The organism is Streptomyces sp. TM32 (genome assembly GCF_004122755.1).
Classification (GTDB): domain Bacteria; phylum Actinomycetota; class Actinomycetes; order Streptomycetales; family Streptomycetaceae; genus Streptomyces; species Streptomyces sioyaensis.
In genome coordinates this window covers 1-26,243 of sequence record NZ_SDIG01000088.1, presented here as the reverse complement: position 1 = coordinate 26,243, position 26,243 = coordinate 1, and the positions used below count along the sequence as shown (strand labels likewise).

The 26,243-nt window shown below is 69.8% G+C and carries 24 protein-coding genes; all 24 read left to right on the top strand.

Features of this window, described 5'->3' with window-relative positions; all coding sequences use genetic code 11:
* Nucleotides 1–201: 201 nt before the first annotated feature.
* Nucleotides 202–1,338 carry an ArgS-related anticodon-binding protein NrtL gene (gene nrtL, locus EST92_RS19565; protein ID WP_129282170.1) on the top strand — a complete coding sequence of 379 codons (1,137 nt, stop codon included), beginning with the start codon at nt 202–204 and terminating at the stop codon, nt 1,336–1,338.
* 26 nt (nt 1,339–1,364) lie between these two features.
* Nucleotides 1,365–2,756: a diaminopimelate decarboxylase gene (lysA, locus tag EST92_RS19560; protein ID WP_129282169.1), complete on the top strand. Its 1,392-nt coding sequence runs from the start codon at nt 1,365–1,367 to the stop codon at nt 2,754–2,756.
* A 138-nt stretch (nt 2,757–2,894) separates the two neighbouring features.
* Nucleotides 2,895–4,187 carry a homoserine dehydrogenase gene (locus EST92_RS19555; RefSeq protein WP_040898338.1) on the top strand — a complete coding sequence of 431 codons (1,293 nt, stop codon included), beginning with the start codon at nt 2,895–2,897 and terminating at the stop codon, nt 4,185–4,187.
* Nucleotides 4,188–4,195: 8 nt separating this feature from the next.
* A complete protein-coding gene (thrC, locus tag EST92_RS19550) occupies nt 4,196–5,281 on the top strand; it encodes a threonine synthase (protein WP_129250169.1) in 1,086 nt (361 codons plus the stop codon).
* A gap of 340 nt (nt 5,282–5,621) precedes the next feature.
* Nucleotides 5,622–6,539, top strand: coding sequence for a homoserine kinase (gene thrB / locus EST92_RS19545; protein ID WP_129282168.1), 918 nt, complete (start codon nt 5,622–5,624; stop codon nt 6,537–6,539).
* 386 nt (nt 6,540–6,925) lie between these two features.
* A complete protein-coding gene (gene rho, locus EST92_RS19540) occupies nt 6,926–8,965 on the top strand; it encodes a transcription termination factor Rho (RefSeq protein ID WP_129282167.1) in 2,040 nt (679 codons plus the stop codon).
* 397 nt (nt 8,966–9,362) lie between these two features.
* A complete protein-coding gene (locus tag EST92_RS19535) occupies nt 9,363–10,490 on the top strand; it encodes an LCP family protein (RefSeq protein WP_129282166.1) in 1,128 nt (375 codons plus the stop codon).
* 176 nt (nt 10,491–10,666) lie between these two features.
* The gene (rpmE, locus tag EST92_RS19530) at nt 10,667–10,888 is read left to right on the top strand and encodes a 50S ribosomal protein L31 (protein WP_129250172.1); all 222 of its coding nucleotides are present in this window, start codon (nt 10,667–10,669) and stop codon (nt 10,886–10,888) included.
* Between the two features lie 111 nt (nt 10,889–10,999).
* On the top strand, nt 11,000–12,079 hold the full coding sequence (gene prfA, locus EST92_RS19525; RefSeq protein WP_129250173.1) for a peptide chain release factor 1: 1,080 nt from the start codon (nt 11,000–11,002) through the stop codon (nt 12,077–12,079).
* Between the two features lie 91 nt (nt 12,080–12,170).
* Nucleotides 12,171–13,016, top strand: a complete 846-nt coding sequence (gene prmC / locus EST92_RS19520) for a peptide chain release factor N(5)-glutamine methyltransferase (protein WP_129282165.1) — start codon at nt 12,171–12,173, stop codon at nt 13,014–13,016.
* A gap of 67 nt (nt 13,017–13,083) precedes the next feature.
* A complete protein-coding gene (locus tag EST92_RS19515) occupies nt 13,084–13,731 on the top strand; it encodes an L-threonylcarbamoyladenylate synthase (protein WP_129282164.1) in 648 nt (215 codons plus the stop codon).
* Nucleotides 13,731–14,402 (top strand): protein-tyrosine-phosphatase, encoded by a 672-nt coding sequence (locus EST92_RS19510; RefSeq protein WP_174244067.1) that lies wholly within the window; start codon nt 13,731–13,733, stop codon nt 14,400–14,402. The genes EST92_RS19515 and EST92_RS19510 overlap by 1 nt, the downstream gene beginning before the upstream one ends.
* 107 nt (nt 14,403–14,509) lie before the next feature.
* Complete coding sequence (gene glyA / locus EST92_RS19505; RefSeq protein ID WP_129282163.1) at nt 14,510–15,889, top strand: serine hydroxymethyltransferase; 1,380 nt, start codon at nt 14,510–14,512, stop codon at nt 15,887–15,889.
* 99 nt (nt 15,890–15,988) lie between these two features.
* Complete coding sequence (locus tag EST92_RS19500) at nt 15,989–17,332, top strand: MraY family glycosyltransferase (RefSeq protein ID WP_174244066.1); 1,344 nt, start codon at nt 15,989–15,991, stop codon at nt 17,330–17,332.
* Nucleotides 17,333–17,621: 289 nt separating this feature from the next.
* Nucleotides 17,622–18,059: a hypothetical protein gene (locus EST92_RS19495; RefSeq protein ID WP_129282161.1), complete on the top strand. Its 438-nt coding sequence runs from the start codon at nt 17,622–17,624 to the stop codon at nt 18,057–18,059.
* Between the two features lie 279 nt (nt 18,060–18,338).
* On the top strand, nt 18,339–19,136 hold the full coding sequence (gene atpB / locus EST92_RS19490) for a F0F1 ATP synthase subunit A (RefSeq protein ID WP_129282171.1): 798 nt from the start codon (nt 18,339–18,341) through the stop codon (nt 19,134–19,136).
* Between the two features lie 77 nt (nt 19,137–19,213).
* Nucleotides 19,214–19,480 (top strand): ATP synthase F0 subunit C, encoded by a 267-nt coding sequence (gene atpE / locus EST92_RS19485; RefSeq protein WP_006603093.1) that lies wholly within the window; start codon nt 19,214–19,216, stop codon nt 19,478–19,480.
* A 41-nt stretch (nt 19,481–19,521) separates the two neighbouring features.
* Nucleotides 19,522–20,088 (top strand): F0F1 ATP synthase subunit B, encoded by a 567-nt coding sequence (locus EST92_RS19480; RefSeq protein ID WP_129282160.1) that lies wholly within the window; start codon nt 19,522–19,524, stop codon nt 20,086–20,088.
* Entirely contained in the window at nt 20,085–20,900 is an 816-nt protein-coding gene (locus EST92_RS19475) for a F0F1 ATP synthase subunit delta (protein WP_129282159.1), read from the top strand. Before EST92_RS19480 ends, EST92_RS19475 begins: the two co-directional genes overlap by 4 nt.
* A 213-nt stretch (nt 20,901–21,113) precedes the next feature.
* Nucleotides 21,114–22,706, top strand: coding sequence for a F0F1 ATP synthase subunit alpha (atpA, locus tag EST92_RS19470; RefSeq protein WP_129282158.1), 1,593 nt, complete (start codon nt 21,114–21,116; stop codon nt 22,704–22,706).
* Between the two features lie 20 nt (nt 22,707–22,726).
* Nucleotides 22,727–23,647: a F0F1 ATP synthase subunit gamma gene (locus EST92_RS19465; RefSeq protein ID WP_129282157.1), complete on the top strand. Its 921-nt coding sequence runs from the start codon at nt 22,727–22,729 to the stop codon at nt 23,645–23,647.
* Nucleotides 23,648–23,652: 5 nt separating this feature from the next.
* The gene (gene atpD, locus EST92_RS19460; RefSeq protein ID WP_129250182.1) at nt 23,653–25,095 is read left to right on the top strand and encodes a F0F1 ATP synthase subunit beta; all 1,443 of its coding nucleotides are present in this window, start codon (nt 23,653–23,655) and stop codon (nt 25,093–25,095) included.
* Nucleotides 25,096–25,202: 107 nt separating this feature from the next.
* On the top strand, nt 25,203–25,586 hold the full coding sequence (locus EST92_RS19455) for a F0F1 ATP synthase subunit epsilon (protein WP_006603087.1): 384 nt from the start codon (nt 25,203–25,205) through the stop codon (nt 25,584–25,586).
* 145 nt (nt 25,587–25,731) lie between these two features.
* Complete coding sequence (locus EST92_RS19450) at nt 25,732–26,178, top strand: DUF2550 domain-containing protein (RefSeq protein WP_129250183.1); 447 nt, start codon at nt 25,732–25,734, stop codon at nt 26,176–26,178.
* Nucleotides 26,179–26,243 lie beyond the last annotated feature (65 nt).

Genomic DNA, 26,243 nt, shown 5'->3' with positions numbered 1-26,243 from the left:
GGTGTGGTGGATGCGGGTGGGGAGTAGGGGGACGGCGCCGGAGGGGCTCGTCGGGTAGGACTCGTCCGGCAGAGCGGGCGGCGGAATCAGGGTGATCGGCGCGGGCCGTTCCGCGGATCGGCTGCCTGGCTCGATACGCAGAGTGTCCACAGGGCGAAACCGGGTCGCATGGGTACCCCGGGTCTCCCATACGCTTGTCCTGTGACACCCGCTGAGCTCTCCCGTACCGTCCTGCGCTCCGTGCGTGGTGCGGTGGAGGAGCAGGAGCTCTCCGTGGCCGTGCCGGCGCGGATCGTGGTGCGGCCGTCGCCGCGCCCCGGGTGTGGGGACTACGCCTCCAATGTCGCGCTGGAGCTGGCCAAGCCGGCGGGCCGGCCGGCCCGCGAGGTGGCCGAGATTCTGCGGAAGCGGCTGGCCGGCAGCCCCGGGATCGCCCGGGTCGAGATCGCCGGGCCGGGGTTCTTGAATTTCACGCTGGGGGACGAGGCGCAGGTCGCCCTGGTGCGGGACGTGCTGGCGCAGGGGGAGCGGTACGGGGACCGGAGTGCCCGCCGTACGCACGGTGGCCGGAGTGCCCGGACGCCGGAAGCCGGTTCGGTCGACGGTTCCGCTCCGGTCGACGGTTCCGCTCCGGCCGACGGTGCCCTGGCCGGTGCCGGTGCTCGTGGGGTGGTGGTGGCCGAGGCGTTGGCGCGGATCGAGGCGGCGGCCGGAGTGCCGGACCCTCGGTGCGTCCACGCCGTCCCCCACCCGTCCGACCTCGTCGCGCTCCTCGCCCGTCTTGGTTCCGACGAAGCGCGCTGGGTGCTGTTGCGGCCGGCCGCGCATGATCCGGTGCGGGTGCCGGAGCGGCCCGTGCAGCGGGAGAGCAATCCGCGGTTCCGGGTGCAGTACGCGCACGCCCGGGCCCGGGCCCTGCTGCGGAACGCGGGTGAGCTGGGGTTTTCGGGGGAGCCGGGGGAGATGGGGCGTCCGGTGGTCGAGGGCGCCGCGGGTGTCCCGGAGGAGGCGGCGCGGCCGTCCGGGCCCGTGGAGGGGGCCGGAACGCAGGCCGCTTCCGCCGCCCGGACCCTTAAGGGGCTGCTCACTCTTCTCGCCACCTACCCCTCCGTCGTCGAGACCGCCGCGCGGCTGCGGGCGCCGGACCGGGTGGTGCGGCATCTGGAGGCGACCGCGGACGCGTTCTTCCGCTGGCACGACGACTTTCCGCCACTGCCCGTCGGGGAGCAGAAACCCTTGGCCGTGCACCGTGCCCGGCTGGCGCTTGCCGAAGCCGCCGGGACGGTGCTCGCCAACGGCCTGCGTCTGCTCGGCATCTCCGCTCCCGAACACCTCTGAACGATTTTGAGGGGATCTCCACTGTCATGAGTCGCTCCGCGCATCCCGCAGGGCCCCGGCATGCTGACGTGCTGCCCGAGGGGCACTACGCCGGGCCGCCCGCCGATCTCAACACGCTGGACCCGCGCGTCTGGTCGCGTACGGTCCAGCGCAATGCCGACGGTGTGGTCACCGTCGGCGGGCTGGACGTCACCGCGCTCGCCGAGGAGTTCGGTACGCCGGCGTACTTCCTCGACGAGGACGACTTCCGGGCGCGCTGCCGGGCCTGGAAGGACGCCTTCGGGCCGGGGGCCGACGTGTTCTACGCCGGGAAGGCCTTCCTGTCGCGCGCCATTGTGCGCTGGCTGAACGAGGAGGGGCTCAACCTCGACGTCTGCTCCGGCGGCGAGCTGGCCACCGCGCTGGCGGCGGGCATGCCTGCCGAGCGGATCGCGCTGCACGGCAACAACAAGAGCACCGAGGAGATCACCCGCGCCGTGGAGGCGGGGGTCGGGCGGATCGTGCTCGACTCGTTCCAGGAGATCGTGCGGGTCGCGCACATCGCGGAGCGGCTGGGCAGGCGCCAGCGGGTGCAGATCCGGGTCACGGTCGGTGTCGAGGCGCATACGCACGAATTCATCGCGACCGCGCACGAGGACCAGAAGTTCGGCATCGCGCTGGCGGGCGGCCAGGCGGCCGAGGCCGTGCGGCGCGCGCTCAAGCTGGACGGGCTGGAACTCATCGGAATTCACAGCCATATCGGGTCGCAGATCTTCGACATGGCCGGATTTGAGGTGTCCGCCCGCCGTGTCGTGCAATTGCTGACCGAAGTGCGCGACGAGCACGGCATCGAGCTGCCCGAGATCGATCTGGGCGGTGGCCTCGGCATCGCGTACACCTCGGACGACGACCCGCGCGAGCCGCACGAGATCGCGGCGGCGCTGGGTGACATCGTGGGCCGCGAGTGCGCGGCGGCGGGGCTGGCGGTGCCGCGGCTGTCGGTCGAGCCGGGGCGGGCGATCGTCGGGCCGACGGCGTTCACGCTGTACGAGGTCGGCACGGTCAAGGAGCTGGAGGGGCTGCGGACGTATGTGTCCGTGGACGGCGGGATGTCGGACAACATCCGTACCGCCCTGTACGACGCGGAGTACAGCGTGGCCCTGGTCTCGCGGACCTCGGACGCCGAGCCGATGCTGTCGCGGGTGGTCGGCAAGCACTGCGAGAGCGGGGACATCGTCGTACGCGACGCCTTCCTTCCGGCCGATGTGGCGCCCGGGGACCTGCTCGCGGTGCCGGCCACCGGTGCGTACTGCCGTTCCATGGCGAGCAACTACAACCACTCGCTGCGGCCGCCGGTCGTAGCGGTCAAGGACGGCGCGGCCAGGGTGATCGTCCGGCGGGAGACGGAGGAAGATCTCCTCCGGTTGGACGTCGGTTAAGGCCGGATCGCCGGGGCCCGGCCCCGGATGAAATAAATGTCTCGGTATCCGGACGACGGACGGAATCTGCCGTCCGGTGCGTGAGACTGGTGCATGAGCAAGCTGAAAAATCGCTGATCGATGAGAAGCAGAGGTCGAATGATGCGTACGCGTCCGCTGAAGGTGGCGCTCCTGGGCTGTGGTGTTGTCGGCTCAGAGGTGACGCGCATCATGACGACGCACGCCGACGATCTCGCCGCCCGCATCGGTGCGCCCGTGGAGCTCGCCGGGATCGCCGTCCGCCGCCCCGACAAGGTGCGCGAGGGCGTCCCGGCCGAGCTGATCACCACCGACGCGACCGCGCTGGTCAAACGCGGCGACATTGATGTCGTGATCGAGGTGATCGGCGGCATCGAGCCGGCCCGCACGCTGATCACCACCGCTTTCGAGCACGGCGCGAGCGTGGTCTCCGCCAACAAGGCGCTGGTCGCGGCGGACGGCGCGGCGCTGCACGCGGCGGCCGAGGCCAAGGGGGCGGATCTGTATTACGAGGCCGCCGTCGCCGGTGCGATCCCGCTGGTGCGGCCGCTGCGCGAATCGCTGGCCGGCGACAAGGTCAACCGGGTGCTCGGCATCGTCAACGGCACGACCAATTTCATTCTCGACAAGATGGATTCGACCGGCGCGGGCTACAGCGAGGCGCTGGACGAGGCGACCGCCCTGGGCTACGCGGAGGCCGACCCGACCGCCGACGTCGAGGGATTCGACGCCGCCGCCAAGGCCGCGATCCTGGCCGGCATCGCCTTCCACACCCGCGTGACCATCGACGACGTGCACCGCGAGGGCCTCACGGAGGTCACCGCCGCCGACATCGCCTCCGCCAAGCGCATGGGGTGCACGGTCAAGCTGCTGGCGATCTGCGAGCGGGCCGCGGACGGCGCGTCCGTCACCGCGCGGGTGCACCCCGCGATGATCCCGCTCACGCATCCGCTCGCCTCCGTCCGTGAGGCGTACAACGCGGTCTTCATCGAGGCCGACGCGGCCGGTCAGCTGATGTTCTACGGGCCCGGCGCGGGCGGTTCGCCCACCGCCTCCGCGGTCCTCGGCGACCTCGTGGCGGTCTGCCGCAACAAGCTCTCCGGCACCACCGGGCCCGGCGAGTCCGCCTACACACGGCTGCCGGTCAGCCCCATGGGCGCGGTCATCACGCGGTACCACATCAGCCTTGACGTGGCCGACAAGCCCGGTGTTCTCGCGCAGGTCGCGACCATCTTCGCCGAACACGGCGTATCGATCGATACGGTCCGTCAGCAGGGCAAGGACGGCGAGGCATCGCTCGTCATCGTCACCCACCGGGCGGCGGACGCGGCCCTGTCGTCGACCGTCGTGGCACTGCGCGAGCTCGACACCGTCCGCGGTGTCGCCAGCATCATGCGGGTCGAAGGGGAGTAGAGGAACCCATGTCAGCCAATTCCACCGTGACCACGACGAGCCGTCAGTGGCGCGGCATCATCGAGGAATACCGCGACCGGCTCCCGGTCAGCGACACGACCGAGGTCGTCACCCTCCGGGAGGGCGGCACACCCCTCGTACCGGCCCAGGTCCTCTCCGAGCGCACCGGGTGTGAGGTGCACCTCAAGGTCGAGGGCGCCAACCCCACCGGCTCCTTCAAGGACCGCGGCATGACGATGGCCATCACCCGCGCCAAGGAGGAGGGCGCCAAGGCGGTCATCTGCGCCTCCACCGGCAACACCTCCGCCTCGGCCGCCGCCTACGCGGTCCGCGCGGGCATGGTCTGCGCGGTGCTCGTCCCGCAGGGCAAGATCGCGCTCGGCAAGATGGGCCAGGCCCTGGTGCACGGCGCGAAGATCCTCCAGGTCGACGGAAATTTCGACGACTGCCTGACGCTGGCCCGGCGGCTGTCCGACAACTACCCCGTCGCACTTGTGAACTCCGTCAATCCGGTACGTATCGAAGGCCAGAAGACCGCGGCCTTCGAAATCGTCGACATGCTCACCGATGCGCCGGACATCCATGTCCTGCCTGTCGGCAATGCCGGCAACATCACCGCGTACTGGCGGGGCTACCAGGAGTACGCGGCCGACGGCATCGCCTCGCGCACCCCGCGCATGTGGGGCTTCCAGGCCTCCGGCAGCGCCCCGATCGTGCGCGGAGAGGTCGTCAAGGACCCGACGACCATCGCCACCGCGATCCGCATCGGAAACCCCGCCTCGTGGGCGAACGCCGAGCGGGCGCGGGACGAGTCCGGCGGCTTCATCGACGACGTGACCGACCGTCAAATCCTGTCCGCCTACCGCCTGTTGGCCGCGCAGGAGGGCGTCTTCGTGGAGCCCGCCTCGGCCGCGTCGGTCGCCGGTCTGCTCAAGGCCGCCGAGGAGGGCAAGGTCGACCCCGGCCAGCGCATCGTCTGCACGGTCACCGGCAACGGCCTCAAGGACCCGGACTGGGCGGTGGCCGGCGCGCCGCAGCCGGTCACGGTCCCGATCGACGCGGACGCCGCCGCCGAGCGCCTCGGCCTCGTCTAGGACGCCGCCGTACGGGCGGACCTGCGCGTACGGCATCCGGTGGCGGGACGCGGTGAGCGTCCCGTCACCTCCCGCACAGCAAATTGTGCAAAGGCTGCAAAGTCCAGGGAAAGCGGTGCTGGGGCACGGCAAGGCGCGCGACACGCATCGTGCGCCTCCTGTGCGCCCTATGTCGCGACAGAACCTTCCTTCGATAGGCTGGCAGCAACTCCCCTCCCCACGGCATAACGCAGTGGTGTGCAGGGCAGGTCAGAACGGTCCCCATGAGCCGGCCGGGCGCCTCGGTGCCGCGGCGTTCCGGGGCAGTACCGCAGCATCAATCAAGGAGAGTCATCGAGCGATGGCCGGTCCCGCGTTCCGCGCCGCCGCCGTCCGGGTGCGCACCCCCGCTACCAGCGCCAATCTCGGTCCCGGCTTCGATGCCCTGGGTCTTTCCCTGGGCCTGTACGACGATGTCGTGGTGCGCGTCGCCGACTCCGGGCTGCACATCGACATCGCAGGTGAGGGCGCCGACACCCTGCCCCGCGACGAGAGCCATCTGCTCGTCCGGTCGATGCGCACCGCCTTCGACCTGCTCGGCGGACAGCCGCGCGGCCTGGAAATCGTCTGCGCCAACCGCATCCCGCACGGCCGCGGCCTGGGGTCCTCCTCGGCCGCCATCTGCGCCGGCATCGTCGCCGCGCGCGCCGTGACGATAGGTGGCGAGCAAAAGCTCGACGACACCGCACTGCTGGAGCTGGCCACCGAGATCGAGGGCCACCCCGACAACGTCGCCGCCTGTCTGCTGGGCGGTTTCACGCTCGCCTGGATGGACTCCGGCACCGCCCGCGCGATCCGGATGGATCCCGCCGATTCCATCGTTCCGGTGGTCTTCGTGCCCGGAAAGCCGGTGCTCACCGAGACCGCCCGCGGACTGCTGCCGCGCACCGTCCCGCATGTGGACGCCGCGGCCAACGCCGGCCGCGCCGCACTGCTCGTCGAGGCCCTGACCAGGCGCCCCGAGCTGCTGCTCGCCGCGACCGAGGACCGACTCCACCAGGAATACCGCGCTCCGGCGATGCCGGAGAGCGTGGCCCTGGTGAACCGGCTGCGCGCGGACGGCGTCCCCGCAGTCGTGTCCGGTGCGGGCCCGACGGTGCTCGCGCTGGTGGAGGACGCGGCGGCCGACAAGGTCGCGGCACTGGCGGGCGAGGAGTGGGCGGCGAACCGCCTGGCCCTCGACGCGGCGGGCGCCTGCGTACTGCCGCTCGCCGGGTGAGCACGCAGGTGGCCGACGATTGCCGGTCTTGGAGAGGGGGAATGTTTGTTGGATCCGGTAGTGTTAACCTCAAGTCAGTACTCGACGCCTGAGTGGCGCGGTGCTTCGTGTCCCCCATCGGGACCACTTTCTTCCGGGAGCCTCCCAATCTGCTGGGCGCAATTGTCACAGCCGGCAATTGCCTGAGCGGAAGTGAGCACGCTCCGGAATCGGCGTGGTGAATGGCCACTCTGCATCTCCTCACGCCGGCGCCATGAACTGATCTCTCCGCCATTTCCGGCGGGACCACCGCCCCGGCCCGGTCCACCAGACCAAGGACACAGCCGGACAGCACAACCGGTCGCCGAGCCAGACAGGCCGACGCCCGCTCCAGGGAAGGACCCTTCGTGAGCGACACCACCGATCTGATGGGCGCGCGTACCGATGGCAGTGCCACCGCGCCCGCCACGGACGCTCCCGCCGCGCCTGCAACCACGCGGCGCCGCCGTTCCGGCACCGGCCTTGACGGCATGGTCCTGGCAGAGCTGCAGCAGGTCGCCTCCGGCCTCGGTATCAAGGGCACCGCGCGGATGCGCAAGAGCCAGCTGATCGAGGTCATCAAGGAGAAGCAGGCCACGGGCTCGGGCTCCGGCGCCAAGGCCGACGCGCCCGCCGACACCGAGACCAAGCCCAAGCGCCGTACCACCTCCAAGGCCCGTACCGGCGAGGACGGCGCGGAGCAGGCCGCCGGCAAGGCAGCCAGGTCCGACAAGGGCGACAAGGCCGCCGACAAGGCCGGGGCCCAGCAGCAGATCGACATCCCCGGCCAGCCCGTCAGCGACGAGCAGCCGGCCGGCGAGCGCCGCCGGCGCCGCGCCACGGCCGCCGCGGGCAGCCCCGAGGCCGCTTCCGGCGACCTCAAGACCGACACCAAGGTCGAGGCGAAGACCGAGGTCAAGACCGAGGCCAGGACCGACACCGCGGTCTCCCCCCAGGAGACCGGCGAGGGCCGCCCCGGCAAGGGCGGCGAGCGCCAGGAGCGCGGGGACCGCCAGGACCGCGGCCAGAAGGGCGACCGCGGGGACCGCGGCCAGCGCCAGCGCGACCGCGGTGACCGCCGCAAGGGCGACGCCGGCGACGGCGGCCAGGGCGGTCAGGGCGGCCAGCGGCAGCGTGACCGCCGCAATGACGACGACGACGACTTCGAGGGCGGCCGCCGGGGCCGTCGCGGCCGCTACCGCGACCGCCGGGGCCGTCGCGGCGGCCGCGAGGACTTCGGCAACGAGCCGCAGGTCTCCGAGGACGACGTGCTGATCCCCGTCGCGGGCATCCTCGACATCCTCGACAACTACGCCTTCATCCGGACCTCCGGCTACCTGCCGGGCCCGAACGACGTGTACGTCTCGCTCGCCCAGGTCCGCAAGAACGGCCTGCGCAAGGGCGACCACGTCACCGGCGCGGTCCGCCAGCCCAAGGACGGCGAGCGGCGCGAGAAGTTCAACGCGCTGGTCCGCCTCGACACGGTCAACAGCGTGGCGCCCGAACAGGGCCGCGGGCGGCCGGAGTTCGGGAAGCTGACGCCCCTGTACCCGCAGGAGCGGCTGCGCCTGGAGGGTGAGTCGGGCGGGCTGACGACCCGGATCATCGATCTGGTCACCCCGATCGGCAAGGGCCAGCGCGGTCTGATCGTGGCCCCGCCGAAGACCGGCAAGACCATGATCATGCAGGCGATCGCCAACTCGATCACCCGCAACAACCCCGAGTGCCACCTGATGGTCGTCCTCGTCGACGAGCGTCCCGAAGAGGTCACCGACATGCAGCGGTCGGTCAAGGGCGAGGTCATCTCGTCGACCTTCGACCGCCCGGCCGAGGACCACACCACCGTCGCCGAGCTGGCCATCGAGCGCGCCAAGCGCCTGGTCGAGCTGGGGCACGACGTGGTCGTCCTGCTGGACTCGATCACCCGTCTGGGACGTGCGTACAACCTCGCCGCCCCGGCCTCCGGCCGCATCCTGTCCGGCGGTGTCGACTCGACCGCGCTCTACCCGCCGAAGCGCTTCTTCGGTGCCGCGCGGAACATCGAGGACGGCGGTTCGCTGACCATCCTGGCCACCGCGCTGGTCGAGACCGGCTCGCGGATGGACGAGGTGATCTTCGAGGAGTTCAAGGGCACCGGCAACCTGGAGCTCAAGCTCGACCGCAAGCTCTCGGACAAGCGCATCTTCCCGGCGGTGGACGTGGACGCGTCCAGCACCCGTAAGGAAGAGATCCTCATGGGCAGCGACGAGCTGGCCATCGTGTGGAAGCTGCGCCGGGTGCTGCACGCCCTGGACCAGCAGCAGGCCATCGAGCTGCTGCTGGACAAGATGAAGCAGACGAAGTCCAACGCGGAGTTCCTGCTGCAGATCCAGAAGACGACGCCGACCGCGGGCAACGGCAACGACTGACGCCCGCAGGGCGCCTCGGCGCCGTCCCCGAAGCCCCTCTCACCGCTGCAGGTGAGGGGGGCTTCGTGCTGCCCGCCGCGGACGGGCGGGCCACGGGCGGCGCTGTGACCTGCGCCGCGCCCGGCGGGGTCGGCAGAGGCCGCACTTGAGACGTTCCGCACAGATCCACTGCAACCCATACGGTTTCGGCCATGGCCGAAAACGGGACGAAAGCCCAGGTAGGAGGGGCGAAGGTCCCGAGCGGACGGTTCGGTCCCCGGCAGATTTCTAAGAAAGCGCTCATGACTCGCTGTGCAACCCTTCCCGTCAACCTCCCGTCTGACAGGGCGCCCCGGACATGACAGCGCGTGTCCGGTGGCGGCGGGGCGCAGCCGAGCGAACGAGGACTGAGGAACAGATGCCGGACAGCAACGGGACCGCGAACACGGCCGAAAGCCGTGCCCGCGGCATACGCGCCACGGGCCGTCGGCGCAAAGGGCCCACCCGGCGCCGCCGGATACTGACCATCACCCTGTGCACGCTGGTCAGCGTCGCACTGCTCGGTGGTGCCGGTCTCGGCTACGTCTACTTCAAGCTCAACGGCAATCTGAAGGGCGTCGACATCAACTCCGCCCTCGGGCACGACCGGCCGAAGAACGTCGACAACGGCTCGATGGACATCCTCGTGATGGGCTCCGACTCCCGAGCCGGCAAGAACGGTGAGTACGGCAAGGACGAGGGCGGTCAGCGGTCCGACACGGCGATGATCGTGCACGTCTACAAGGGCCGTAAGAAGGCCAGCGTGGTCAGCATCCCGCGCGACACCCTGGTCAAGCGCCCGGACTGCACCACCACCAACGGCAAGGACGTCCCCGGGCAGCAGCGGGCGATGTTCAACACCGCGTTCGAGGTCGGCGGCCCGTCCTGTGCCGTGAAGACCGTCGAGTCGATCAGCGGGACCCGGATGGATCACTTCATCGAGGTCGACTTCACCGGCTTCAAGAAGCTCATCGACGCGCTGGGCGGGGTGGACGTCACCACCAAGAAGCCGATCAACGACAACAGCAGCCATCTGCATCTGCCGGCCGGCCAGCACACCCTCAACGGCGAGCAGTCGCTCGCCCTGGTCCGCACCCGGCACGGCGTCCCCGGCGGCGACGGCAGCGACCTGGGTCGTATCCAGCTCCAGCAGACGTTCCTCAAGGCCCTGATGAACCAGGTCAAGAACGTCGGGGTGCTCACCAACCCCACCAAGCTCTACGACATCGCCGACACGGCCACCAAGGCCGTCACCACCGACACCGACCTCAATTCGGTCAGCGAACTGACCGGGCTGGCCAAGAGCCTGGGCAACATCGGGTCGGACAACATCAACATGGTGACGCTGCCGGTCACGTACGACAAGGCCAACCCCGACCGGGTGGTGCCGCTGGAGAAGCAGAGCCAGCAGGTCTGGGACGCGCTGCGGCAGGACAAGGAGATCCCCAAGTCCGCGACCAAGGGCTCGGCCGGTGACCAGGGCGGCACGGACCGGTACGTGAAGTAGTCGGACGCCGCGGTGGAGGGGGTCGCAGCCCCCCCCACGAGCGGGCCGGGAATAGTCGCGGCCTCCCCCCGGTTTTGGGAGATGCGGCTAGTCCTGGCAGACTGGACCGTCGGCCCCGGTTCACGTGACGCAACCCGCGACACGACCCGGTGCACTCCCGAACCTAGGAGAATCCCTTGAAGCGCGACATCCACCCGGAGTACGTCGAGACCCAGGTCAGCTGCACCTGTGGCGCGTCCTTCACCACCCGTAGCACCGTCGGCGGCGGCAGCATCCGCGCCGACATCTGCTCCGAGTGCCACCCGTTCTACACGGGCAAGCAGAAGATCATGGACACGGGCGGCCGCGTGGCCCGCTTCGAGGCCCGCTTCGGCAAGGGCGCCGCTGCCAAGAAGTAGCGACCCTCAAGGCGCCGGTCTCCGGTCGCCCCTGCTCAGGGGTGACCGGACCGGCGTCTTTGTTTGCGTCGTCCAGGCCCCCGGTAGTCCCAGCCAGCAGAGGAACCCACGATGTTCGAGGCGGTCGAAGAACTGATCGGCGAGCACGCCGATCTCGAGAAGCGGCTGGCCGACCCCGCGGTCCACGCCGACCAGCGCGAAGCCATGCGGCTCAACAAGCGCTACGCCGAGCTGACCCCGATCATCGCGACGTACCGCGGCTGGAAGCAGACCGGTGACGACATCGAGACCGCGCGTGAACTCAGCCAGGACGACCCGGAGTTCGCCGATGAGGTCAAGGAGCTCGACGCCCAGCGCGAGCAGCTGACCGAAAAGCTGCGGCTGCTGCTGGTCCCGCGCGACCCCAGCGACGACAAGGACGTCATCCTGGAGGTCAAGGCCGGCGAGGGCGGCGAGGAGTCCGCGCTGTTCGCCGGCGATCTGCTGCGGATGTATCTGCGCTACGCCGAGCGGGTCGGCTGGAAGACCGAGATCCTGGACGCGAACGAGTCCGACCTCGGCGGGTACAAGGACGTCCAGGTCGCCGTGAAGACCAAGGGCGGCGGCGGGGCCACCGAGCCGGGACAGGGCGTCTGGGCGCGGCTGAAGTACGAGGGCGGGGTGCACCGCGTGCAGCGGGTGCCCGCCACCGAATCGCAGGGCCGCATCCACACCTCCGCGGCCGGTGTGCTGGTCACGCCGGAGGCCGAGGAGGTCGAGGTCGAGATCGTGGCCAACGACCTGCGGATCGACGTCTACCGCTCCTCCGGGCCCGGCGGCCAGTCCGTCAACACCACCGACTCCGCGGTCCGCATCACGCACCTGCCCACCGGCATCGTCGTCTCCTGCCAGAACGAGAAGAGCCAGCTCCAGAACAAGGAGCAGGCGATGCGCATCCTGCGCTCCCGGCTGCTGGCCGCCGCCCAGGAGGAGGCCGAGCGCGAGGCCTCCGACGCCCGGCGCAGCCAGGTCCGTACGGTCGACCGCTCCGAGCGCATCCGTACCTACAACTTCCCGGAAAACCGCATCTCGGACCACCGGGTCGGCTTCAAGGCGTACAACTTGGACCAGGTGCTCGACGGCGAGCTCGACCCGGTCATCCAGGCCTGTGTCGACGCCGACTCGGCCGCCAAGCTCGCCGCCGCCCAGTAAGCCCGCGCGAGCCGGTAGGTACCGGCGCAGACCGCCCCCGGTCGGCCGCGGACCGCACAATGAAGACGCAGCGCACTAGGAGGAAGGCCCCGTGAACCTTCTGCTCGCCGAGGTGGCCCAGGCCACCCAGCGGCTGGCCGACGCCGGTGTGCCCTCGCCGCGCTTCGACGCCGAGGAACTCGCCGCGTTCGTGCACGGCGTCAAACGGGGTGAGCTGCACCACGTCAAGGACGCGGACTTCGACGCCCGCTACTGGGAGGCCGTCGCCCGTCGCGAGGCCCGTGAGCCGCTCCAGCACATCACCGGGCGGGCCTTCTTCCGCTACCTCGAACTCGCCGTCGGGCCAGGGGTGTTCGTGCCCCGCCCGGAGACCGAGTCGGTGGTCGGCTGGGCGATAGACGCCGTCCGGGCCATGGACGTCGTCGAGCCGCTGATCGTCGATCTGTGTACCGGCTCGGGGGCCATCGCGCTGGCCCTGGCGCAGGAGGTGCCGCGCTCGCGGGTGCACGCCGTGGAGCTGTCCGAGCCGGCGCTGGACTACGCCCGCAAGAACGTCGAGGGGTCCCGCGTCGTTCTCCATCACGGCGACGCGCTGACCGCGCTTCCCGAACTGGACGGGCAGGTCGACCTGGTCGTCTCCAACCCGCCGTACATCCCGCTGACCGAGTGGGAGTACGTCGCACCCGAGGCCCGCGACCACGACCCCGAGCTCGCGCTGTTCTCGGGCCAGGACGGCCTGGACACCATCCGCGGCATCGAGCGGACCGCACACCGCCTGCTGCGGCCCGGCGGCGTGGTCGTCATCGAGCACGCCGACACCCAGGGCGGACAGGTTCCGTGGATCTTCACCGAGGAGCGGGGCTGGGCCGACGCGGCCGACCACCCGGACCTCAACAACAGGCCCCGTTTCGCCACCGCACGCCGGGCGACGCCATGACGCGTCCCGCCCCGGCGCCGGCAGCCGATGCATCCGAAGTATTCGTTTCGCACGAGGAGGTCCCGTAATGGCACGGCGATACGACTGCAGCGACGCGACCGACCGCACCACCGGTCTGCGCGAGGCCGCCTCGGCCGTCCGCCGCGGTGAGCTGGTCGTGCTGCCGACCGACACCGTCTACGGCATCGGGGCGGACGCCTTCAGCGCCGAGGCCGTCGGCGACCTGCTGGAGGCCAAGGGCCGCGGCCGCGGGATGCCCTCCCCGGTCCTGGTCGGGTCCCCCAACACCCTGCACGGCCTGGTCACCGACTTCTCCGAGCAGGCCTGGGAGCTGGTCGACGCCTTCTGGCCGGGCGCGCTCACCCTCGTCGCCCGGCACCAGCCGTCGCTGACCTGGGACCTGGGCGAGACCCGCGGCACGGTCGCGGTACGGATGCCGCTGCACCCCGTCGCGATCGAGCTGCTGACCGACTTCGGCCCGATGGCCGTCTCCAGCGCCAACCTCACCGGCCACCCCTCCCCGCAGGACTGCGACGCCGCACAGGAGATGCTGGGCGACTCGGTCTCCGTCTACCTCGACGGCGGCCCGACCCCGGCCGCGGTGCCGTCCTCGATCGTCGATGTCACCGGCAAGGTCCCGGTGCTGCTGCGCGAGGGCGCGATCAGCGCGGACGAGCTGCGCAAGGTGGTACCAGAGCTCGAGGTGGCCAATTGATGGCGCCCCTCGGGCGTGGCATAGCGGGACCAGGCGACGACTCTCTCCCCTCCGCATCCGTTTTCCGGATTCTCCACGTCAGCACCGGCAACGTCTGCCGCTCACCGATCACCGAGCGGCTGCACCGCCATGCCCTGGAACTGCGGCTCGGCGCGGCCCGCAGCGGCGGGCTGCTGGTGGAGAGCGCGGGCACCTGGGGGCACGAAGGCGCCCCGATGGAGACCCACGCCGCGACCGTGCTCACCGACTACGGCGCCGACCCGGCCGGCTTCCTCGGCCGTGAGCTGCTCGACGAGCACGTCATCCGCGCCGACCTGGTGCTCACCGCCACCCGCGACCACCGCGCCCAGGTCATCTCGATGGGCCACTCCGCGGGGCTGCGCACCTTCACCCTCAAGGAATTCAACCGGCTGGTGCGGGCCATAGACCCCGCCACCCTGCCCGAGCCCGATCCGCACCTGCCGGACGGCGGGCTGGTCGAGCGCGCCCGTGCGCTGGTCGGCGCCGCCGCGGCGCTGCGCGGCTGGCTGCTGGCGCCCAATCCGGAGTCCGACGAGGTCTACGACCCCTACGGCGCCCCCATCACCTTCTTCCGCTCCATCGGCGACGAGATCAACCAGGCTCTCGACCCGGTCGTCACGGCCCTCACGGGAGTCCCGGCGCGGGCCTGACGGCCCCCGGGCGCGGGCGTGGACCCTGTCGGCCCGGCACACCGCGCCCGATCGCCCTGCCGCGCCTACATTGGGACTACGTCCCCGTACGAGGCCCGGAGCAAGCGATGCCTGCCACCACCGCGTCACCCCGCAGCGAGACCCCGGCCGCCGCTTCCCGGACCACCGGGCAGGCCGGCGCCGCGCCGTCGGAGTCCGTCGAGGACCGCGCCCGGGCCGCCGCCCGGGACGACGTCACCCGGCCGGCCGGCTCCCCGGACTTCGCCGCCCTGCTGCGCCAGGACCCCGAGATCGCCGGCGTGCTGCTCGGCGAGAGCGCCCGGCAGGGCGACGGGCTCCAGCTGATCGCCGCGGAGAACTTCACCTCACCGGCCGTCCTCGCCGCCCTCGGCTCCCCTCTGGGCAACAAATACGCCGAGGGCTATCCGGGCGCCCGGCACCACGGCGGCTGCGAGATCGTCGACCTCGCCGAGCGGATCGCGGTGGACCGCGCCAAGGCCCTCTTCGGCGCCGAACACGCCAACGTCCAGGCCCACTCCGGGTCTTCGGCCGTTCTGGCCGCCTACGCCGCCCTGCTGCGCCCTGGTGACACCGTCCTGGCCATGGCCCTCCCGCACGGCGGACACCTCACCCACGGCTCGCCCGCCAACTTCTCCGGGCGCTGGTTCGACTTCGCCGGCTACGGCGTCGACGAGGAGACCGAGCTCCTCGACTACGACGCGATCCGCGACCTGGCCCTGGCGCGCCGCCCCAAGGCCATCGTCTGCGGCTCGATCTCCTATCCCCGGCACATCGACTACGCCGCCTTCCGGGACATCGCCGACGAGACCGGCGCCTACCTGATCGCCGACGTCGCGCATCCGCTGGGCCTGATCGCCGGGGGAGCGGCGCCCAGCCCCGTCCCGTACGCCCATGTGGTGTGCGCAACCACACACAAGGTGCTGCGCGGGCCGCGCGGCGGGCTGATCCTTTGCGGGGCGAAGCTGGCCGAACGCATCGACCGTGCGGTCTTCCCGTTCACCCAGGGCGGCGCGCAGATGAACGCCGTCGCCGCCAAGGCCGTCGCCTTCGCGGAGGCCGCCACACCGGCCTTCGGCGCGTATGCCCATCAGGTCACCGCCAATGCCCGCGCGCTCGCCGAGGCGCTGGCCGGGTACGGTCTGACGATCACCACCGGCGGCACCGACACCCATCTGATCACCGCCGACCCCGCCCCGCTGGGCCTGGACGCGCCCACCGCCCGGGGCCGGCTGGCCGCCGCCGGGATCGTCCTGGACACCTGCGCCCTGCCGTGCGCCGAGGGGACGGCGAACCGCCGGACCGGCATCCGGCTGGGCACCGCGGCGGTGACCACCCAGGGCATGGGCGAGGCGGAGATGGTGCAGGTCGCGCGCCTGATCGTGGCGGCGCTGGAGGAGGATCCCGCGGCCCGCTCCGGGACTGTCGCTTTGGTCCACGGCTTTCCGCCTTATCCCGATCAAGGGTGACGGCCGGAACCGTTCGCCGCTGTCCTGCGTCTTCCCCTGTATTCACGGCCAGGGGGCGGACACGCATAGGGTGTGGGGCTGTGATGGCCAGCTATACCGATGGGGCAGCCCGTGCGTGAATACCTGCTGACGCTGTGCGTCACGGCCGCGGTGACCTACCTGCTGACGGGGCCGGTGCGGAAGTTCGCGATCGCGGCCGGTGCGATGCCGGAGATCCGCGCGCGTGATGTGCACCGTGAGCCGACCCCGCGGCTCGGTGGAATCGCCATGTTCGGCGGGCTGTGCGCCGGTCTGCTGGTGGCCTCGCACCTGACCAACCTCAAGAGCGTCTTCGAGACCAACGAGCCCCGGGCGCTGCTGTCGGGCGCCGCGCTGATCTGGATCCTCGGTGTCCTGGACGACAAGTGGGGCGTGGACGCGCTGGTCAAGCTCGGCGGCCAGATGATCGCCGCGGGCGTGATGGTCCTGCAGGGCCTGACGATCCTGTGGATCCCGATCCCCGGTGTCGGCACGGTCTCGCTGACGCCGATGCAGGGCACCCTGCTGACCGTCGCGCTGGTCGTCATCACCATCAACGCGGTGAACTTCGTGGACGGTCTGGACGGCCTCGCCTCCGGCATGGTGTGCATCGCGGCCGCCGCGTTCTTCATGTACGCCTACCGGATGTGGTTCGGCTACGGCATCGAGGCGGCCGCGCCCGCAACCCTGTTCTCGGTCGTTCTGATGGGCATGTGCCTGGGCTTTCTGCCGCACAACATGCACCCCGCGCGGATCTTCATGGGCGACTCGGGCTCGATGCTGATCGGCCTGGTGATGGCGGCCGGCGCGGTCTCGGTGACCGGCCAGGTCGACCCGGATCTGCTCAACGTGAAGGCCGGCGGTCTGCGCGAGGCGACCCACGCGATGGTGCCGGTCTACATTCCGCTGCTGCTGCCGCTGACGGTCCTCGCGGTGCCGGTCGCCGACCTGATCCTGGCGATCGTGCGGCGTACGTGGAAGGGCCAGTCGCCGTTCGCCGCCGACCGCGGCCATCTGCACCACCGCCTGCTGGAGATCGGGCACTCGCACAGCCGGGCCGTGTTGATCATGTACTTCTGGTCGGCGCTGATCGCCTTCGGCGCGGTCGCCTACTCCGCGAACAACGCCAGCATGTGGATCGTGCTGGGCATCGTGCTGCTGAGCGCGGTGGGGTTGGTACTGCTCCTGCTGCCGCGCTTCACCCCGCGCGCCCCGCAGTGGGCGGAGCGGATGGTTCCGCCGCGCTACCGCCGGCTCGCCCGCGCCGTGGTGGACCCGGCCGGGGTGGCCGCGGAGGCGTCCGCCGCCGCGGAGGCGGCGGACGAGGAGGAGCGGGAACCGATCCCGGCGGGCATCAACGGCGCCACCGCGATCGGGGACCGGTCACGCTTTGTGGACCGCCGCAAGGCGGGCAGTCACCACTGATCCCGGCCTCTGATCGCTCGAACGGGGATCAGAAACCGGGGCGGTTGACCCCATACCAGACAAAATTCGATCCGTCAGTGCACCAACGCGCAGGTTCACGCTCAGGTGTGACAGGGTCCACACGAACCAGGTAAAGACCTCATCAAATAGTTTGTGATACCGTTCACGAAACCCGGCGACAGAGCCGGAGGGCCCTAGTGCGACGGTCCTCGGGCCGCAGGTTCCGCCTCAGGCCGGGTCTACGCTCGTCCCTGACGACACAACCCCCACCCTTTGCCGGAGCGCCGCCATGCAGTCGAATGACGCCCGACTACTCCTTCACGCCCTTGTGCCCACGCTCGCCATCGGCGCCGTCGCCGTTGGCGTGAGCGCTGCGGTCGCAGGCGCGAAAGGAGCGCTCGGCGCCGCCGTCGGCACGTTGCTGGTGATGCTCGTCATGGGGGCAGGTCTGGTGGTCCTGCAGAAGACCGCGAAGAGCCTTCCGCAGTTGTTCCAGATGATGGGGCTGTTGCTCTACACGACGCAGATTCTGTTCGTGCTGGTGTTCCTGATCCTCTTCAAGAACACAACGCTCTTCGACACCAAGGCATTTGCGTTCACCTTGCTCGGCGCCACCCTCGTATGGATCGCGGCACAGACCCACGGTCATATGAAGGCGAAGACTCTGTACGTGGAACCCGACTCCGCCGGGACGAAGAAGGCGGAGACGGCGGGGTCGCCGACGTGACACGTAGGGCCGAGATAAATGCCCTCATGCGGGCCTGCTATCGTCCGGTGCCAACTGCGGCACAGATGGCGCAGGCGGCTGAGCTCCCGAGTTCCACGCGAAACGACGGGCAGTTCTCGCGGCCGATGCCTGTGATGAGGCCGGGCCCCGCGCCCGCCAGCCGCCCCCTAATCCGTAAGACCAGTCCAGTGCCGCTCCGTGGCTCAACGCCGCGCCGACACAACGAGGTTGCCGTACCCATGCGCCACGCTGAAGGAGCCCGCGGTGAGTGCTGAAACGATGCTCGCCTTCGACACGGAGTGCCACCTCTTCATTCCGGGGTGTGGCTTCGAGGCCCCGGGCCTTCATTCGTTCGTATTCGAACCCCTCTTCACCATCGGTGGCTACGAGTTCAACAAGCCGATGCTGCTGGCGTTCCTCAGCACGATCGTGGTGGTGGGGTTCTTCTGGGCCGCATTCGGTCGGGCCAAGGTCGTGCCCGGAAAGCTGCAGATGATCGGCGAGGCGGGCTACGACTTCGTGCGCCGCGGGCTCGTCTATGACGCGCTGGGGAAAAAGGAGGGCGACAAATACGTCCCCTTCATGGTCTCGCTGTTCTTCTTCGTGTGGATCATGAACCTCTGGTCCATCATCCCGGTCATGGCGTTCCCGGTGACGTCGGTCATCGCGTTCCCGGTCGGCATGGCCCTGATCGTCTACATCCTCTGGATGTACCTGACGTTCAAGAAGCAGGGCTTCGTCGGCGGCCTGAAGAACCTCTCCGGCTATGACAAGTCGCTCGGCTGGGTGCTGCCGCTGATCATGGTGCTGGAGCTGCTCCAGCACCTGATCATCCGCCCGTTCACGCACGCGGTCCGACTCTTCGCGAACATGTTCGCCGGGCACCTGCTGATCCTGCTGTTCACCATCGCCAGCTGGTACATGCTGAACGGCATCGGCATCGTCTACGCGGGTGCGTCCTTCGTGATGACCCTCGTGATGACCGCTTTCGAGCTCTTCATCCAGGCCGTCCAGGCGTATGTCTTCGTCCTCCTGGCCTGCAACTACGTCCAGGGCGCGCTCGCCGAGCACCACTGAGCGCCCTCGCTCCCCAGCCCAACAGCTGTCCGGTGGCCAACCCCCACCGGTCCGTGAAATGAGAAGGAAGTAACGGCATGTCCGCTGCTCTCGAAATGGTCAACCTCGCCGCCGCCGGTGACACCGCCAAGTCCGCCCTGGTCGGCAACATCGCCTCGGTCGGTTACGGCCTCGCCGCGATCGGCCCCGGCGTCGGCGTCGGCATCATCTTCGGTAACGGCACCCAGGCCCTGGCCCGTCAGCCCGAGGCGGCCGGCCTGATCCGCACCAACCAGATCATGGGTTTCGCCTTCTGTGAGGCGCTCGCCCTCATCGGCATCGTCATGGGCTTCGTCTACAAGTAAACGAAGCGCATCGACTATCCATTCAGACGGAAGGCACTGATGTGAACGCCCTGGCGAACATGGCGGCGGAGGTTCCCGAGAACCCCCTGGTCCCGCCGATTCCAGAGCTGGTCATCGGCCTGGTCGCCTTCTTCATCGTCTTCGGCATCCTGGCCAAGAAGCTCCTCCCGAACATCAACAAGGTTCTGGAAGAGCGCCGGAAGCAGATCGAAGGCCGCATTGAGGAGGCCGAGGCGACGCAGGCCGAGGCTCAGCAGGTGCTCGCGGACTACCGGGCCCAGCTGGCCGACGCCCGTCACGAGGCCGCGCGTCTGCGCCAGGAGGCGCAGGAGCAGGGCGCGACGCTCATCGCTGAGATGCGCGCCGAGGGCCAGCGGCAGCGTGAGGAGATCATCGCTGCCGGTCACGCCCAGATCGAGGCTGACCGCAAGCAGGCTGCGCTGTCGCTGCGCCAGGACGTGGGCAAGCTCGCCACCGAACTGGCCGGCAAGCTCGTCGGCGAGTCCCTGGAGGACGTCGCCCGGCAGAGCCGGACCATCGACCGCTTCCTCGACGAGGTCGAGTCCAAGGCGGCGTCGGACACGACGAAGGCTGAGGCCGGCCGATGAACGGAGCGAGCCGCGAGGCACTCGCCTCCGCACGCGAGGGATTCAACGCGCTGACGGACGACAGCTCCGTCGACGCGGTGAAGCTCGCCGAGGAGCTTGCTGCCGTCACCGCTCTGCTCGACCGCGAGGTGTCGCTGCGTCGGGTCCTGACCGACCCGGCGCAGGCCGGTGAGGCCCGTGCCGAGCTGGCCGGACGGCTGCTCGGCAGCCGGGTCGGCGGTCCGGCCGCCGACCTGGTGACCGGGATGGTCCGCTCCCGCTGGTCGCGCTCGCGTGACCTGACGGACGCGCTCGAGGAGCTGGCCTACAGCGCCGACCTCGTCGCCGCGCAGCGGGCCGGCCAGCTCGACGACGTCGAGGACGAGCTCTTCCGGTTCGCCCGGATCGTCAGCTCGAACCCCGAGCTGCGCCGGGCACTCACCGACCGGAACGCGACGGTCGCGGCCAAGACGGAGCTGCTGCACTCGCTGCTGGGCGGCCGGGCGAACCCGGTCACCGAGCGCGTGGTGATCCGTCTTGTCGCACAGCCGCGGGGCCGTAGCCTGGAAGCGGGGCTCGATGCCCTCTCCAAGCTGGCGGCGACCCGCCGGGACCGGATGGTCGCGGTGGTCACCTCCGCGGTGCCCCTCAGCGAAGGGCAGCGGCAGCGCCTGGGCGCCTCCCTGGCGCAGCTGTACGGACGGCAGATCCACCTGAACCTCGACGTGGACCCCGAGGTCCTCGGCGGCGTCCAGGTCCGGATCGGCGACGAGGTCATCAACGGGACCATCGCGGACCGCCTCGACGAGGCGACCCGGCGGATGGCCGGCTGACCCAGCCACCAACTCAAGAGCTGCACAACCGGCGGCAGGCGCCGGACCAGCCGGCCGGACCGACAGGTCCGGCTGCGGTCCGGAAGAGGCCCCGGGGACCAGCACAAGCATGACGGCGGCCCGAGTTGGGCCGTAAGCGGAAACCCCCTGGGGGACAGCCCCCCAGACACCCGCAAGTAACTTCGGGCCCAACAAGGAGAGCAGGGAACCCAGATGGCGGAGCTCACGATCCGGCCGGAGGAGATCCGGGACGCGCTGGAGAACTTCGTCCAGGCGTACAAGCCGGACGCGGCCTCGCGCGAGGAGGTCGGCACGGTCAGTGATGCCGGAGACGGCATCGCGCATGTCGAGGGCCTTCCCTCGGCGATGGCGAACGAACTGCTGAAGTTCGAGGACGGCACCCTCGGTCTTGCGCTGAACCTGGAAGAGCGCGAGATCGGTGCGGTCATCCTCGGCGAGTTCAGCGGCATCGAGCAGGGCCAGTCGGTGCAGCGCACCGGTGAGGTGCTCTCGGTCGCCGTGGGCGAGGGCTACCTCGGCCGCGTCGTCGACCCGCTGGGCAACCCGATCGACGGCCTCGGCGAGATCGAGTCCGAGGGCCGCCGCGCCCTGGAGCTGCAGGCTCCGGGCGTCATGGTCCGTAAGTCGGTCCACGAGCCGATGGAGACCGGCTACAAGGCCGTCGACTCGATGGTGCCGATCGGCCGTGGCCAGCGTCAGCTGATCATCGGCGACCGCCAGACCGGCAAGACCGCCCTGGCCGTCGACACGATCATCAACCAGCGCGACAACTGGCGCTCGGGCGACCCGAAGAAGCAGGTCCGCTGCATCTACGTCGCCATCGGCCAGAAGGGCTCCACCGTCGCGTCCGTGCGCGGCGCGCTGGAGGAGGCCGGCGCCCTGGAGTACACCACCATCGTCGCTGCCCCGGCGTCCGACCCGGCGGGCTTCAAGTACCTCGCGCCCTACACCGGCTCGGCCATCGGCCAGCACTGGATGTACCAGGGCAAGCACGTCCTGATCATCTTCGACGACCTTTCGAAGCAGGCCGACGCCTACCGCGCCGTGTCCCTGCTCCTGCGCCGTCCGCCGGGCCGTGAGGCCTACCCGGGCGACGTCTTCTACCTGCACTCGCGTCTGCTGGAGCGCTGCGCCAAGCTCTCCGACGACATGGGCGCCGGCTCGATGACGGGTCTGCCGATCGTCGAGACCAAGGCGAACGACGTGTCGGCGTTCATTCCGACCAACGTCATCTCCATCACCGACGGCCAGTGCTTCCTGGAGTCGGACCTGTTCAACGCCAACCAGCGTCCGGCGCTGAACGTCGGTATCTCCGTCTCCCGCGTCGGCGGCAGCGCCCAGCACAAGGCCATGCGCCAGGTGTCCGGCCGGCTCCGCGTGGACCTCGCCCAGTACCGCGAGCTGGAGGCCTTCGCCGCCTTCGGTTCCGACCTGGACGCGGCCTCCAAGGCGCAGCTGGAGCGCGGTAAGCGCATGACCGAGCTGCTCAAGCAGAGCCAGTACAACCCGTACCCCACCGAGGACCAGGTCGTTTCCATCTGGGCCGGCACCAACGGCAAGATGGACGACGTCCCGGTCGAGGACATCCGCCGCTTCGAGCGGGAGCTCCTCGACCACCTCCACCGGGAGAAGAAGGACCTGCTGACCAGCATCCGCGAGGGCGCCAAGATGTCCGACGACACCATCGGTGCGATCGCCGAGGCCGTCGACGGCTTCAAGCAGCAGTTCGAGACCTCGGACGGCAAGCTGCTCGGCGAGGACGCCCCGGCCGGCACCAGCAAGTGACGACGGAAGGGACCTGATCCATGGGAGCCAAGCTCCGGGTCTACAAGCGTCGCATCCGCTCCGTCACCGCGACCAAGAAGATCACCAGGGCGATGGAGATGATCGCCGCCTCGCGCGTCGTCAAGGCGCAGCGCAAGGTGGCGGCATCGACGCCGTACGCGAGTGAACTGACCCGCGCGGTGACAGCGGTTGCCACGGGCTCGAACACCCAGCACCCGCTGACCACCGAGGCGGAGAACCCGACCCGCGCCGCGCTGCTGCTCGTCACGAGCGACCGCGGCCTGGCCGGCGGCTACTCCGCCAACGTGATCAAGGCCGCGGAGCAGCTCACCGAGCGGCTCAAGGGCGAGGGCAAGGAGGTCGACGTCTACATCGTCGGCCGCAAGGGTGTGTCGTACTACAGCTTCCGCGAGCGCACGATCGTGGAGTCGTGGACCGGCTTCACCGACAGCCCGGCGTACGGGGACGCGAAGGCGATCGCCGCACCGCTGATCGAGGCCGTCCAGAAGGACACCGCCGAGGGCGGCGTGGACGAACTCCACATCGTCTACACCGAGTTCGTCTCGATGATGACGCAGACGGCGCTCGACGACCGGCTGCTGCCGCTCAGCCTGGACAAGGCCGTCGCGGAGTCCGAGGCGTCGGTCAAGGGCGAGATCCTTCCGCTCTTCGACTTCGAGCCGTCGGCCGAGGACGTCCTGGACGCCCTGCTGCCGCGGTACGTCGAGTCGCGGATCTACAACGCGCTTCTGCAGGCCGCCGCCTCCAAGCACGCCGCCACGCGCCGTGCGATGAAGTCGGCGACCGACAACGCAGAAGAGCTCATCAAGTCGCTCTCGCGGCTTGCCAATGAGGCCCGCCAGGCCGAAATCACCCAGGAAATCAGCGAGATCGTCGGTGGCGCGAGCGCACTGGCCGACGCGACCGCGGGGAGTGACTGACAACTATGACCACCACTGTTGAGACGGCCACGGCGACGGGCCGCGTCGCGCGGGTCATCGGCCCGGTCGTCGACGTGGAGTTCCCCGTCGACGCGATGCCGGAGATCTACAACGCGCTGACCGTCGAGGTCTCCGACCCGGCCGACGCCGGCAAGAAGAAGACCCTGACCCTCGAGGTCGCCCAGCACCTGGGCGAGGGCCTGGTCCGCGCGATTTCGATGCAGCCCACCGACGGTCTGGTCCGCCAGGCCTCGGTGACCGACACGGGCAACGGCATCACCGTCCCCGTCGGTGACGTCACCAAGGGCAAGGTGTTCAACACCCTCGGTGAGATCCTCAACAAGCCGGAGTCGGCTTCCGAGGTCACCGAGCGCTGGCCCATCCACCGCAAGGCGCCCGGCTTCGACCAGCTCGAGTCCAAGACCGAGATGTTCGAGACCGGCATCAAGGTCATCGACCTGCTGACCCCGTACGTCAAGGGCGGCAAGATCGGTCTGTTCGGTGGTGCCGGTGTCGGCAAGACCGTTCTGATCCAGGAAATGATCTACCGCGTGGCCAACAACCACGACGGTGTGTCGGTGTTCGCCGGTGTCGGCGAGCGCACCCGTGAGGGCAACGACCTCATCGAGGAAATGACGGACTCCGGCGTCATCGACAAGACCGCGCTGGTCTTCGGTCAGATGGACGAGCCGCCGGGCACCCGTCTGCGCGTCGCCCTGGCCGGTCTGACCATGGCGGAGTACTTCCGCGATGTGCAGAAGCAGGACGTGCTGTTCTTCATCGACAACATCTTCCGGTACACCCAGGCCGGTTCCGAGGTGTCGACCCTGCTCGGCCGGATGCCCTCCGCGGTGGGTTACCAGCCGAACCTGGCCGACGAGATGGGTCTCCTCCAGGAGCGCATCACCTCGACCCGCGGTCACTCGATCACCTCGATGCAGGCGATCTACGTCCCCGCGGACGACCTGACCGACCCGGCGCCGGCGACCACCTTCGCCCACCTGGACGCGACCACCGTTCTGTCGCGCCCGATCTCGGAGAAGGGCATCTACCCGGCGGTGGACCCGCTGGACTCGACGTCCCGGATCCTGGACCCCCGCTACATCTCGCAGGACCACTACGACTGCGCCTCGCGCGTCAAGACGATCCTGCAGAAGTACAAGGACCTCCAGGACATCATCTCGATTCTGGGCATGGACGAGCTCGGCGAGGAGGACCGGCTCACGGTCTACCGCGCCCGGCGTATCGAGCGGTTCCTGTCGCAGAACACCCACGTGGCCAAGCAGTTCACCGGTGTGGACGGCTCGGACGTGCCGCTGGACGAGTCGATCGCGGCCTTCAACGCGATCGCCGACGGCGAGTTCGACCACTACCCGGAGCAGGCCTTCTTCATGTGCGGTGGCCTTGAGGACCTCAAGAACAACGCCAAGGAGCTGGGCGTCTCCTGACCCCGGTAGCGCCCCGGGGGCGGCCCTGGCCGCCCCCGGTGTGTACGACCACTAGTATTTGACCCAACACCTGCCACACCAGGCAGGTGGAGACCCGAGGAGCCATCGTGGCTGAGCTGCACGTCGAGTTGGTCGCCGCGGACCGCAAGGTCTGGTCGGGCAAGGCCAGCCTGGTCGTCGCGCGCACCTCGTCGGGCGACATCGGCGTCATGCCCGGACATCAGCCGCTGCTGGGCGTGCTGCAGTCGGGCCCGGTGACGATTCGTACGACCGGCGAGAGCGGGGACGGCACCGTCGTCGCCGCGGTGCACGGCGGCTTCATCTCGTTCGCCGACAACAAGCTGTCTCTGCTCGCGGAGATCGCGGAACTGTCGGACGAGATCGATGTCCAGCGCGCGGAGCGGGCCCTGGAGCGAGCGAAGTCGGCGGCCGACGCGGTCGCCGAGCGCCGCGCCGATGTCCGGCTGCGTGCGGTGACGGGCGTTCACTGAGCCCCGGCACCGACGAGATCGATCCTCAGCCGCGGGCTGCCCGGAACACTCCGGAGCGGCCCGCGGCTGAGGCAATGCAGGTGCGTTTCCCTACCGCCGGACTCCGTCCGGGGGTACCCCCACCGAGGCGAGGAGGTCGGTCGAGATGGTCCTCGCTCTGCTTGTGAGCGGCGCGGTCGTGCTGGTCCTGGTGCTGCTGGGGCTGTTCGTCTTCGGACTGCGACGGCGGCTCATCCAGCGGTCCGGCGGCACCTTCGACTGCAGCCTGCGCTGGAACGTGCCGGAGAACGAGTCCGGCGGCAAGGGCTGGATCTACGGTGTGGCGCGCTACAACGGCGACCGGATCGAGTGGTTCCGGGTGTTCTCGTACGCGCCCCGGCCACGCCGTCTGCTGGAGCGCTCCGCCATCGAGGTCCTGGAGCGCCGCACCCCGCAGGGCGAGGAGGAGCTGGCGCTGCTCTCCGACTCGATCGTGCTGGCCTGCCGGCACCGCGGCACCCGCCTGGAACTGGCGATGAGCGAGGACGCACTGACCGGCTTCCTCGCCTGGCTGGAGGCGGCCCCGCCGGGGCAGAGGGTGAATGTGGCTTGAGGCCGGGGGCTCTCGAATGCAGTGATCGCGGGCCGGAATGCGGTGAGCGCGGGGGCTCGGGGGTG

Excerpts from the sequence above, each read along its gene's own strand:
- atpB (WP_129282171.1), top strand. The coding sequence starts at position 18,339 with ATGCTCGCCTTCGACACGGAGTGCCACCTCTTCATTCCGGGGTGTGGC.
- prfA (WP_129250173.1), top strand. The coding sequence starts at position 11,000 with ATGTTCGAGGCGGTCGAAGAACTGATCGGCGAGCACGCCGATCTCGAG.
- atpE (WP_006603093.1), top strand. The coding sequence starts at position 19,214 with ATGTCCGCTGCTCTCGAAATGGTCAACCTCGCCGCCGCCGGTGACACC.
- thrB (WP_129282168.1), top strand. The coding sequence starts at position 5,622 with ATGGCCGGTCCCGCGTTCCGCGCCGCCGCCGTCCGGGTGCGCACCCCC.
- EST92_RS19465 (WP_129282157.1), top strand. The coding sequence starts at position 22,727 with ATGGGAGCCAAGCTCCGGGTCTACAAGCGTCGCATCCGCTCCGTCACC.
- thrC (WP_129250169.1), top strand. The coding sequence starts at position 4,196 with ATGTCAGCCAATTCCACCGTGACCACGACGAGCCGTCAGTGGCGCGGC.
- EST92_RS19475 (WP_129282159.1), top strand. The coding sequence starts at position 20,085 with ATGAACGGAGCGAGCCGCGAGGCACTCGCCTCCGCACGCGAGGGATTC.
- EST92_RS19510 (WP_174244067.1), top strand. The coding sequence starts at position 13,731 with ATGGCGCCCCTCGGGCGTGGCATAGCGGGACCAGGCGACGACTCTCTC.
- EST92_RS19495 (WP_129282161.1), top strand. The coding sequence starts at position 17,622 with ATGCAGTCGAATGACGCCCGACTACTCCTTCACGCCCTTGTGCCCACG.
- lysA (WP_129282169.1), top strand. The coding sequence starts at position 1,365 with ATGAGTCGCTCCGCGCATCCCGCAGGGCCCCGGCATGCTGACGTGCTG.
- atpD (WP_129250182.1), top strand. The coding sequence starts at position 23,653 with ATGACCACCACTGTTGAGACGGCCACGGCGACGGGCCGCGTCGCGCGG.
- EST92_RS19555 (WP_040898338.1), top strand. The coding sequence starts at position 2,895 with ATGATGCGTACGCGTCCGCTGAAGGTGGCGCTCCTGGGCTGTGGTGTT.
- EST92_RS19535 (WP_129282166.1), top strand. The coding sequence starts at position 9,363 with ATGCCGGACAGCAACGGGACCGCGAACACGGCCGAAAGCCGTGCCCGC.
- EST92_RS19500 (WP_174244066.1), top strand. The coding sequence starts at position 15,989 with ATGGGGCAGCCCGTGCGTGAATACCTGCTGACGCTGTGCGTCACGGCC.
- EST92_RS19515 (WP_129282164.1), top strand. The coding sequence starts at position 13,084 with ATGGCACGGCGATACGACTGCAGCGACGCGACCGACCGCACCACCGGT.
- atpA (WP_129282158.1), top strand. The coding sequence starts at position 21,114 with ATGGCGGAGCTCACGATCCGGCCGGAGGAGATCCGGGACGCGCTGGAG.
- glyA (WP_129282163.1), top strand. The coding sequence starts at position 14,510 with ATGCCTGCCACCACCGCGTCACCCCGCAGCGAGACCCCGGCCGCCGCT.
- EST92_RS19450 (WP_129250183.1), top strand. The coding sequence starts at position 25,732 with ATGGTCCTCGCTCTGCTTGTGAGCGGCGCGGTCGTGCTGGTCCTGGTG.